At 72.2% G+C, this 10,850-nt stretch carries 9 protein-coding genes; 2 read left to right on the forward strand and 7 right to left on the reverse strand.

The genetic code is table 11. The annotated features are described in order from the left end of the window. Nucleotides 1–46 precede the first annotated feature (46 nt). Nucleotides 47–628: an SMI1/KNR4 family protein gene (locus ACL03H_RS17985; RefSeq protein ID WP_412812407.1), complete on the reverse strand. Its 582-nt coding sequence runs from the start codon at nt 626–628 to the stop codon at nt 47–49. Nucleotides 629–836: 208 nt separating this feature from the next. Between ACL03H_RS17985 and ACL03H_RS17990 the strand changes: the two genes are divergently transcribed. Then, nucleotides 837–2,069 carry a primosomal protein gene (locus ACL03H_RS17990; RefSeq protein WP_412812408.1) on the forward strand — a complete coding sequence of 411 codons (1,233 nt, stop codon included), beginning with the start codon at nt 837–839 and terminating at the stop codon, nt 2,067–2,069. A 64-nt stretch (nt 2,070–2,133) separates the two neighbouring features. Here the strand turns inward: ACL03H_RS17990 and ACL03H_RS17995 are convergent, their stop codons facing one another. Beyond that, nucleotides 2,134–3,222, reverse strand: a complete 1,089-nt coding sequence (locus ACL03H_RS17995) for an adenosine deaminase (RefSeq protein ID WP_412812409.1) — start codon at nt 3,220–3,222, stop codon at nt 2,134–2,136. Between the two features lie 289 nt (nt 3,223–3,511). Here ACL03H_RS17995 and ACL03H_RS18000 point away from each other — a divergent pair, with 289 nt between their 5' ends. Then, complete coding sequence (locus tag ACL03H_RS18000) at nt 3,512–4,717, forward strand: hypothetical protein (RefSeq protein WP_412812410.1); 1,206 nt, start codon at nt 3,512–3,514, stop codon at nt 4,715–4,717. A 237-nt stretch (nt 4,718–4,954) separates the two neighbouring features. On the opposite strand, the gene ACL03H_RS18005 is transcribed toward ACL03H_RS18000, so the two are convergent. From ACL03H_RS18005 to ACL03H_RS18025, 5 genes are all read right to left on the reverse strand, one after another. Next, a complete protein-coding gene (locus tag ACL03H_RS18005) occupies nt 4,955–6,232 on the reverse strand; it encodes a thymidine phosphorylase (RefSeq protein WP_412812411.1) in 1,278 nt (425 codons plus the stop codon). Between the two features lie 205 nt (nt 6,233–6,437). Next, nucleotides 6,438–6,815 carry a cytidine deaminase gene (locus tag ACL03H_RS18010; RefSeq protein WP_412812412.1) on the reverse strand — a complete coding sequence of 126 codons (378 nt, stop codon included), beginning with the start codon at nt 6,813–6,815 and terminating at the stop codon, nt 6,438–6,440. Between the two features lie 84 nt (nt 6,816–6,899). Continuing rightward, entirely contained in the window at nt 6,900–8,153 is a 1,254-nt protein-coding gene (locus ACL03H_RS18015; protein WP_412812413.1) for an ABC transporter permease, read from the reverse strand. Then, nucleotides 8,150–9,211: an ABC transporter permease gene (locus ACL03H_RS18020; RefSeq protein ID WP_412812414.1), complete on the reverse strand. Its 1,062-nt coding sequence runs from the start codon at nt 9,209–9,211 to the stop codon at nt 8,150–8,152. The genes ACL03H_RS18015 and ACL03H_RS18020 overlap by 4 nt, the downstream gene beginning before the upstream one ends. Further along, a complete protein-coding gene (locus ACL03H_RS18025; RefSeq protein ID WP_412812415.1) occupies nt 9,211–10,797 on the reverse strand; it encodes an ABC transporter ATP-binding protein in 1,587 nt (528 codons plus the stop codon). Before ACL03H_RS18025 ends, ACL03H_RS18020 begins: the two co-directional genes overlap by 1 nt. Nucleotides 10,798–10,850: the final 53 nt, after the last annotated feature.

The following is a 10,850-nucleotide window of genomic DNA, read 5'->3' on the forward strand; positions in this document are numbered from 1 at the left end:
GATTCCGCCGCCCACCCCTCGAACGGGCCGGCCCCCGCGACTTCGATCAGCGGATCTGCCAGTCCAGGCGGCCGTCCTCGGTGACCGTGGGGTGGCTGTGCCCGGCGGGAGCGCCCTCGGTCAGCGAGCGGTGCACGTCCGAGAGCATCGCCGAGATGCTCAGCCACTCCGGGCGCTGCACCTGCCCGGCCTCCTGCTCCCACTCCAGCACGCACCCGCGCTTCGGTCCCGGCCGGAGGTCCACCACCAGCTCGTCGGCGAACCCGTCCCCGGCGATCGGGATCCACGCCGGGTGGTAGCTCGACCCGGGCGAACCCGCGTAGTAGTCGCAGGCGGGCCGCTCCCACTGCGACGCCCACGTCTTGCGCTGCCCGCACCACACCTCCCGCGCCCGCTTCGCGCCGTAGGGCGTGTAGAAGGGCGGCAGCGCATCGGCGAGGACGTCACCGTCGGTGCCGCCGCAGGCGGTCCACCACTCCCGCAGCTCCCCGGGCAGCCGGATCTCGAACTCCGCTTCCAGCTCCGCGAAATCCGGCGGGGTCGAGGGCGGGATCAGGGCCGCTGCGGTCACCGGTGCGTGCTCGTCCAACCACAGCACGATTTTCGTCCACAGCTCCGTGACATCCATTCGCATCATGATCGACGGGCCCGCGTGGCGCGGGTACCGCCAACCGGGAGCGCGCGGCCGACTCACCTCGGACGACACCCGGGGCCAGGATCGGTTGCGAGCGGACTCGACGCGATCGATACGGTGGGCAGCCCCGACCGGACGCCGAGCGCGAGTCGGGCAACCCGTAGGCTTCGCGGACGTCGGTTCGGCCACCGGAGGTAGGAAGATGGCGCAGGACATCGTCCCCATCGAACTGGGGCTGCCGCAAGGCGATGTGGTCACCTTGTGGGCACCGCGCTGGCGCGAGGACGGCGAGGAGTGGGAGGCGTTCCTCGGTCACGAGGACGACCTCTACGGCTTCCCCGACGCGGCGCGGCTCGCGGCGTTCGTGCGCACCGCCCGGGAGCACGACCTCGACGACCACCCGGCCTGGCACGTGGTGCCCGCTCTCTCCGCGGTCGAGCTGAACCCGGACGAGGACCACCAGTTCGACCTCGTCGGCGTCCCGGAGCTGGTGGCCGAGCCCCCGGACGTCTGGGCGATCAACGAGCTGCACGACATCGTGGAGATCGCCCGCTCGCTGGCGGACGTCTGCGAGCTGGACGTGGTGCACGACGTGCTCGACGCCGCCGACGGGTTCAGCCTGCTGGACCAGGGGACCCTGGTCTTCAGCGGCAAGGACGGCCAGAAGCGCTGGGCCGAGCTGTGCGCCGTCGTCGCCGACCGCTGGGACGAGCTGCTCGACGCGCTCGACGCGGTCGTGGCCACCCCGGAGGTGCCGGCGGACGCGGTGGCGACCGCGGAGACCGAGCTCGCCGAGGCGATGGAGCACGAGGAGATCGACCGCTCCGACTCCGGCTCCGAGACCGATGTGGACCCGGTGGACGACGACGCGGAGCCGGGCTTCTGGGGCGAGATCGGCATCGACCCGATCCGCATCACCACCTCCGCGGGCGAGTTCTACTCGCTGCGCTGCTACCTCGACGACGACCCGGTCTTCCTCGGCTCCGCCGGGCGGATCGACGTGTTCCCCTCGGCGCGGGCGCTGGCCCGCTTCCTCGCCGAGGACGAGGAGCTGGCGGACAACGATCTGGCGCGGGTGGCGACCTGGCCGGAGGTGACGCAGCGGGCGACCGCGGGCGAGCTGGAGATCGACGTCGACCCGGACAACAGCTACGTCTTCACCGGCCTGGACGACGACCTCGCCGCCGGACCGTCCGAAGTGGACCCGAACCAGCTGGACCTGGCGGAGGAGCTGCTGCTGGACGCGGCCGCCTGGGCCGACGACAAGACCGCGGACGAAGCGCTCCAGCCGTCCGAGCGGCTGGGCTGGCTGGTGTCGTTCGTGCTGCGCCCCGACCCGAACCGGCTCCCCCCGAGCGCACCGTTCGACGCCGAGGTCGAGACCTGGCGCGGCCTGGTCGCCCAGTTCGAGGACCAGCGCCTGCGCAAGCACTGACCGCACGCGACGCGGCCCCTCTCCCGATCCCGGGGGAGGGGCCGCGTCGTGCTCGGTGGGCCGGTCAGCCCATCAGGGTCGCGTAGCCCGGCTTGATGACGTCGTTGATGATCGCGAGCCGGTCGTCGAAGCCGAGGAACGAGGACTTCATCGCGTTCACCGTGAACCACTGCATGTCCGCCCAGCCGTAGCCGAAGGTCTCGTGCAGCGCGGCGAACTCGCCGGACATCGTGCAGTGGCTCATCAACCGGTTGTCCGTGTTCACCGTGACGCGGAAGCGCAGCCTGCTCAGCAGCCCGATCGGGTGCTCGGCCAGCGAGGCCGCCGCCCCGGTTTGCAGGTTCGACGACGGGCACATCTCCAGCGGGATCCGCCGGTCCCGCACGTAGGACGCGAGCCGTCCCAGGTGCACCTCGCCGTCCTCGTCGACCTTGATGTCGTCGACGATCCGCACCCCGTGCCCGAGCCGCTCGGCGCCGCAGTGCTGGATGGCCTCCCAGATCGACGGCAACCCGAAGGCCTCGCCCGCGTGGATGGTGAAGTGCGCGTTCTGCTGGCGCAGGTACTCGAAGGCGTCCAGGTTGCGGGTGGGCGGGAACCCGGCCTCCGGGCCCGCGATGTCGAACCCCACCACCTCGGCGTCGCGGTAGCGCACCGCGAGCTCCGCGATCTCCGCCGAGCGCGCGTTCTGCCGCATCGCGCACAGCAGGGTGCCGATCCGGATGAGCTTGCCCTGGGACTCGGCGCGGCGCTCTCCCTCCCGGAAGCCCTCCTGCACGGCCTCCACGATCTCGTCGAGGGTCAGGCCGCCTTCCTGGAACAACTCCGGCGCGTAGCGGACCTCCGCGTAGACCACCCCATCGGCGGCCAGGTCCTCGGCGCATTCGGCGGACACCCGGCGCAGCGCATCGGGGGTCTGCATCACCGCGACGGTGTGCGCGAAGGTCTCCAGGTAGCGCTCCAACGAACCGGAATCGGCCGACTCCCGGAACCACGCGCCGAGCGCTTCGGCGTCCTCGTGCGGGAGACCCTCGTAACCGGCGGCAGCGGCCAGTTCGACCACGGTTCGCGGGCGCAGACCTCCGTCGAGGTGGTCGTGCAGGAGGACCTTCGGGGCCAGTCGGATGGTGTCCAAGCTCACCGGTGTTGACATGGCCCCACGTTACAACCCGGCCGCGATCACCCGGCGCCCGTGGCGGAACCCGGAAAACACCCGAATGCACGTTGCCGCGGAAGTCACTCGGACAGCCTAAGCGCAACCACTGCAACCCATTGACATACAGAAACCTTGGACTGAACGGCTCAATACTCGACGTCCGTTCGGACTCATGCTTCACGCAGCGCTAACTCAATGTGTCCGGGGGTGGCTGGGAACGCGGGATTCGACTAGCTACGCTCCTGGAGTCCTCCCCCAGTGCCCCTCGACGAAGGACGTCCGAGCCGTGAACGAGAACATGTCCTTCGACCGCATGCGGAACATGCTCACGCGTGCGGCCGAAATCCGCGAGAGCGAGCAGCAGCAGATCTTCGACGCGCTCGACGAGATCCACGCCCGGATGTCCCCGCTGGAGTCGCTGGGTTCGGTCCGCAAGCGGTTGTCCGAACTGCCCGACCGCACCGAGCTCGGCGTGCTGACCGAGCGCGTCGACGAGGCCCTGTCCAAGATCGACGCCCAGGACGGCGTGATCGGCGACGTCAAGGCCGCGGTGGACGGCCTGTTCGACAAGCTCGCCAAGCCCTTCGCCCAGCTCGACGGCCGCCTCGACGGCGTCTCCGGCCGCTTCGACGGCGTCGCGGGCCGGATGGACGGGCTGGAGGACAAGCTCGCGCACATCCACAAGCGCCTCGACGAGCTCGGCGGCCACCTGGACAAGCAGGACTCCCGACTGGAGGGCCTGCCCGCCTCGGTCACCGGCCCGGTCCGGGAGCGCATCGACGGCCTGGAGACCAGCCTGCGCGGCCGGTTCGCGGAGATCGACGAGGGCGTGCACGAGCACCTCGACGGCACCCGCGAGACCCTGCAGCGCGCGGTCACCGAGACCGGCAGCGGCGTGCAGAGCGCCCTCAGCGAGGCCGTCACCGGCGGCCGCGACCAGCTGCAGAGCGGCATCGACGCGCTCGCCCAGCGCCCCGCGGTGGACCCGACGGAGAAGCTGGACAAGCTCGCGCAGCGCCTCGAACAGCTCACCGAGCGGCTGGACCGCGTCTCGGGTCGGCTGGACAACGTCGAGGACAACGTCCACACCCGCATCGAGGCGGTCGAGCAGGGCGTCGGCACCCGGCTGGAGGCGGTCGAGGAGGGCGTCAAGTCCGGGCTCGGCGAGCTGGGCGGCACGCTGGCGCAGAACCTGTCGCAGATCAGCGGCACCCTCGCCTCGCGGCCGGACTCCGAGGCGGTGGACTCGATGGTGCGCCAGGCCAACGAGGAGACCGAGCGGCGCCACGCGGGCCAGCTGGACGAGGCCATGGCCACCTTCGCCGAGCTGATCCTCGGCGGCAGCGGCCCGTCCACCCCGCCGCCGCCCACCACGCTGCCCCGCCAGCAGCGCGGCCGCGGGCGCTCGAAGAGCGCCAAGCGCGACGGCGACGCGAAGGCGCTGGGCTCCGACGACTCCTCCGACGAGGGTTACACCGCCGAGAGCGCCTGATCCCGCAGCACCGAACGGGGCCGCGATTCCTCCCCGGGAATCGCGGCCCCGTCGCTTTTCGGATTGCCCCGGCAAGCACCTCCCGAACCCGTTCGCCCGGAAATCCCACCCGCGCGAATTCACCATTATTAGCCGGTGATCAACAGCGGTTCGCGCGATTGTCGGCGAAAGTCCAGGTGGAGGCGATTTTCGGGAATGCGCGGGCCGCCGGAGCGGACCGCCCGTTCCCGAATCGGCTCACGGCCGGATGGTGTCGAGCACCAGCGGAGCGGGGGTGTGCGCGGTGCCGACGGTGACGGCATCGGCGAGCGCTTCGCGCGCCCCGGGCAGCTTCTCCGGGGTGTCGGTGTGCAGCTCCAGCAGCGGAGCGCCCTCGGTCACGGGGTCGCCGGGCTTGGCGAGGCAGCGGATGCCCGCGGCGTGCTGCACGTCGTCCTCCTTGCGGGCCCGGCCCGCGCCCAGGCGCCACGCGGCCAACCCGACGGCGTAGGCGTCGAGACCGGTGAGCACGCCGCTCGCGGGCGCGGTGAAGGTCTCCACGTGCGCGGCGCGCGGCAGCCGCGCGTCCGGGTCCCCGCCCTGGGCGGAGATCATCGCGCGCCAGGTGTCGAAGGCCCGACCGGAGGCCAGCACCTCGGCAGGATCCACATCGGACAGTCCGGCGCCCGCCAGCATCTCCCGCGCCAGGGCCAGGGTGAGCTCCACGACGTCGGCGGGCCCGCCGCCCTGGAGCACCTCCGCGGACTCGGCGACCTCCAGCGCGTTGCCCACCGCGACGCCGAGCGGGACCGACATGCCGGTGAGCAGCGCGCTGGTGCGCACGCCGTGCGCGTCGCCGATCGAGACCAGCTCGGCCGCCAGCGCGCGGGCCTGGTCCTGGTCCTTCATGAACGCGCCGGAACCGCACTTGACGTCGAGGACCAGCGACTGCGCGCCCTCGGCGATCTTCTTGCTCATGATGGAGCTGGCGATCAGCGGGATGGACTCGACGGTGCCGGTGACGTCGCGCAGCGCGTACAGCTTGCGGTCGGCCGGGGCGAGGCCGTCGGTGGCCGCGCACACCACGGCGCCGACCTCGGTGAGCTGGGCGCGGATCTCCGCCGCCGAGAGGCGGGCGCGCCAGCCGGGGATGGACTCCAGCTTGTCCAGCGTGCCGCCGGTGTGACCGAGCCCGCGCCCGGACAGCTGCGGCACCGCGGCGCCGCAGGCCGCGACGAGCGGGGTGAGCGGCAGCGTGATCTTGTCACCGACGCCTCCGGTGGAGTGCTTGTCCACCGTGGGGCGCGGCACGCCCGCCAGGTCCAGCCGCTCCCCGGAGCCGATCATCGCGGCGGTCCAGCGGGCGATCTCGGCGCGATCCATGCCCCGCAGCAGGATGGCCATGGCCAGCGCGGACATCTGCTCATCGGCGACCTCGCCCCGGGTGTAGGCGTCCACCACCCAGTCGATCTGCTCGTCGTCGAGCCGGCCGCCGTCCCGCTTCGCGCGGATCACGTCGATCACCGAGTGCGCCATCAGCCGTTTCTCCTCACCGCCCCGGCCCCGTGCCGGACGCTCCCCCGATGAGATCACCCGCGGCGGCCCCGCCCGGCACCGAACCCGGGAGATTTCGCGCGAAATCTCCCCGCGCCCGGCTGCTCGCACCACCCCCGCAACACCTGACCAGCGACAACGCCCCGGGGTGCGCGATTTCTCGAGAAATCGCGCACCCCGCGCGGGGTCAGAGCTCGAAGGCGTCGGGGAGGACCTGGCGCATCGGAAGGACGCCGCGCGGGGTGTCCACGAGGCAGTCCGGGCCGCCGAGCTCCTGCAGCAGCTGGCGGCAGCGCCCGCAGGGCATGAGCAGCTCGCCCGCCCCGCTGCGGCAGGCCACGGCGACGAACCGGCCGCCGCCGGTGAGCCGCAGCTGGCCGGCCATCGTGCACTCGGCGCACAGCGTCAGCCCGTACGAGCCGTTCTCCACGTTGCAGCCGACGACCACCCTGCCGTCGTCGCAGATCGCCGCCGCGCCCACCTGGAGCTTCGAGTAGGGGCAGTACGCCTTCGCCGCGACCTCGACGGCCGCCGCGCGCAGCGCCTCCCAGTCGATCGTGTCCATCCGCTCTCTCTCCCGGATCCGGGCCCGCGAGGGGCCGAGCAGGAAGGCTCCCGGTGCCGCCGGTGACGGCACCGGGAGCCGGAATCAGTCCGCGCCCCGCCGGTACTGCAGGCCGTTCGCGGCGGGTGGTCGCAACCGCTGCGCCGCCGCGGCCAGCACCACCAGCGTGACCAGGTGCGGGGTGTAGGCGGTGAGCTCCTCGGGCAGCTCGTCGGTGAACCAGTACACCGAGTACAGGGCCCCCGAGCTCACCGCTGCCAGGCCCGCGCCGAGCCACCGGCGCCGCCACACCTGCAACGCCGCGACCGCGAGCAGCACCAGCGCCGCCGCGTAGAACAGCGCGTGCACCGTGGTCTCGCCGCTGCGCAGCTGGAGTCCGTCGGAGTAGCCGAACAGCGCGGCCCCGCCGAGCAGGCCGCCCGGCCGCCAGTTACCGAAGATCATCGCGGCGAGCCCGATGTAGCCCCGGTTGTTGGTCTGGTTCTCCAGGTAGCCCGCCTGGCCCGGGTTCAGGATCAGCGCCGCCCCGCCGAGCCCGGCCAGCGCACCCGAGATGATCACGGCGAGGTACTTGTACCGGTAGACCGACACGCCGAGCGACTCCGCGGCGACCGGGTTCTCCCCGCAGGACCGCAGGCGCAGCCCGAACGGCGAGCGCCACAGCACCAGGTAGCTCACCGGCACCAGCAGGTAGGCCAGCATGGTCAGCGGCGACACCCCGGTCACCAGCCCGCCGATGATGCCCGCCGCGTCGGAGATCCCGACCCGCTGCATCGCCTCCAGCTCGCCGAGCCACTCCCCGAGCGGCTGCGCGGAGTAGGTGTCGAACTTGGGCACCGGCGGCGATTCCCGCGGGTTCTGCGAGAGCGGCTCGAAGACCAGGTTCGCCAGGTACTGCGTCACGCCCAGCCCGAGCAGGTTGATCGCGACGCCGGAGACGATGTGGTTCACGCCGAAGCTCACCGTCGCCACGGCGTGCACGAGCCCGCCGAGCGCGCCGAACGCGGCCGCCGCGACGAGCCCGGCCTCCGGGCCCCACTGGTACCCGGCCCAGGCTCCGCCCCAGGTGCCGAGGATCATCATCCCCTCGAGCCCGATGTTGATCACACCGGCGCGCTCGGCCCACAGGCCGCCCAGCCCGGCGAGCAGGATCGGGATGCCCAGCCGCACCGCCGACTGCACGGTGCCCGAGCCGGTGAGCTCCGGCAGCCCGGTCTGGTACGAGGTGAACGACACCGCGACGACGGCGACCGCCACCCACAGCAGCGCGCGTCCCCATCCGGGCAGTTCCCGCCGTCGGCGGACCGGGGCGACTTCGGGAGTCAGAGTGGCGGTCATGCGGCACCTCCCGCGAGCGCCCGGCCGACGCGGCGCTGCTCGGCGTCGAGCTGGTAGCGCCGGACGAGCTCGTAGGCGACGACGACCGACAGCACGATCGTGCCCTGCACGATGATCACGATCTCCTTCGGCACACCGATGTTGTCCAGCGTCAGCGAACTCTTGTCCAGGAACGACCACAGCAGCGCACCGAACGCCACGCCGAGCGGGTGGTTGCGGCCGAGCAGCGCGATGGCCAGCCCCGCGAAGCCGTACCCGGCCGGGAAGGTGATGGTGAACGTGTGGTCGCGCCCGAGGATCTCCGGCAGCCCGGCGAGCCCGGCGACCGCGCCGGACAGCAGCATCGCGGTGAGCACCATCTTCTTCGAGCTCACCCCGCCCGCCAGCGCCGCCGTCGGCGACAGCCCGGAGGCGCGCAGCTCGAACCCGTAGCGGGTGCGGTCCAGCAGCAGCCAGTACCCGACGCCGACGGCGGCGGCCAGCAGCACCAGGCCGAACACGGTGCCCGCCGAGCCGAACCCGATGCCCGGCACCCAACCGGATTCCGGGATCAGCGCGGTGCCCTGGGTGTTGCCGCGCAGCTCGCCGAACTGCTTGACGAGGAACGCGATCACCCCGCCCGCCAGCACGTTGAGCATGATCGTCGAGATCACCTCGGACACGCCCCGGTAGACCTTCAGCAGCGCGGCGATGCCGCACCAGACGGCGCCGGTGAGCGCGCCGACCAGGATCACCACGAGGGCGTGCAGCCCGAACGGCAGGCTCAGCGAGCCGCCGACGATGGCCGCCACGCAGGCCGCGAGCCGGTACTGGCCCTCGACGCCGATGTTGAGCAGGTTCATCTGGAACCCGATCGCCGCGGCCAGCGCCACCAGGTAGTAAGCGCCCGCGGTGTTGAGGATGTCGACGGCGGTCCTGCCGCGGCCGACCTGCGCGATCATCTCCCCCAGCACGCTGAGCGGGTTCGCCCCCGAGGCCAGCAGCACCAGGCTGCACAGCACCGCGGAGAACCCCAGGGCCAGCAGCGGTGGCAGCAGGGTCGCTCGCCAATCGCGCATCAGATCTCACTCCTCGCGGCTCCGGTCATCGCCGCGCCGAGCTCCTCGGGCGTGACGGTGCGCGGGTCGGCGGACGCGACCAGCTCTCCCCGGAACAGGACTCCGATGGTGTCCGACAAGCCGATCAGCTCGTCGAGGTCGGCTGAGACGAGCAGCACCGCCAGCCCGTTCGCCCGGGCGGTGCGCAGGTGCTCCCAGATCCCGGCCTGGGCTCCCACGTCGACGCCCCGGGTGGGGTGCGCCGCGATGAGCAGCACCGGATCGCCGGACAGCTCCCGGCCCACCACCAGCTTCTGCTGGTTGCCGCCGGAGAGCGCGACCGCGTCGACGTCGGGACCAGGGGTCCGGACGTCGAACTCGGCGATGATGCGCTCGGTGTCGGCGCGCGCCCCGGCCCGGTCCAGCCAGGGGCCGCGGACCACCGGGCGGCGCGTCTGGTGGCCGAGGATCCGGTTGAACCACAGGGATTCGTCCAGCAGCAGCCCGTGCCGGTGCCGGTCCTCGGGCACGTAGCCGATGCCCGCCGCACGTCTGTCCAGCGTGGACATCCGGGTGAGGTCCCGGTCACCGAGCCGGACCTCGCCGGAGTCGATCGGGCGCAGGCCGAGCACGGCCTCGACCAGCTCCGTCTGCCCGTTGCCCTCGACCCCGGCGATGCCGACGACCTCGCCCGCCCGCACGGTCAGGTCGATGCCGCCGAGCAGCCGCCTGCCGCCCTCGCTCGCGGACAGGCCGGTGACGGTGAGCACCGGGCGGTCGGTGACGGTGGACTCGCCGGTCTCGGGGGTCGGCAGCGCGCTGCCGACCATCATCTCCGCGAGCTCCCGGGAGGTGATCCCGGCGACGTCCGTGGTGCCGACCGTGGTGCCGCGCCGGAGCACGGTGGCCGTGTCGGCGATGGCGCGGACCTCGTCGAGCTTGTGCGAGATGAACAGGAAGGTGAAGCCCTGCTCGCGCATGGCGCGCAGCGTGGTGAACAGCTCCTCGACCTCCTGCGGCACCAGCACCGCGGTCGGCTCGTCCAGGATGATGATCTTCGCGCCCCGGTAGAGCACCTTGAGGATCTCCACCCGCTGCCGGTCGGCCACGCCCAGCCGCTCGACCAGCTCGTCGGGCCGCAGCCGGAACCCGGCCTGCTCGGCCAGCTCCGCGATCCGCCGCCGCGCCTTCGCGCCGATGCCGTGCTCGCGCTCGGCGCCGAGCACGACGTTCTCCAGCACGGTGAGGTTGTCGGCCAGCATGAAGTGCTGGTGCACCATGCCCACGCCGTGCCGGATGGCGTCGGCGGGGGTGCGCAACCGCACCTGCTCCCCGCCGAGCTCGATGGTTCCCGCGTCCGGCGACTGCATCCCGTAGAGGATCTTCATCAGGGTGGACTTGCCCGCCCCGTTCTCACCGCACAGCGCGTGCACCTCGCCCGCGCGGACGGTGAGGTTGACGTCGGAGTTCGCCACGACTCCGGGGAAGGACTTGGTGATGCCGCTGAGGGCGACCGCCGGGGGCACCGGATCCGGTGCGCCGGGATCGGCCGGATGGGGACCGGTGTCGTCCGGTGTGGGGGCGTCCGGTCTCGTGGACGTGCTCATCTGACTCCGTAGTGAGGGCCGTGCGGGGTCGCGCGGCGGATGCCGCGGCTGGG

Origin of the sequence: Saccharopolyspora antibiotica (assembly GCF_047200635.1) — a bacterium.
Lineage (GTDB): Bacteria > Actinomycetota > Actinomycetes > Mycobacteriales > Pseudonocardiaceae > Saccharopolyspora_C.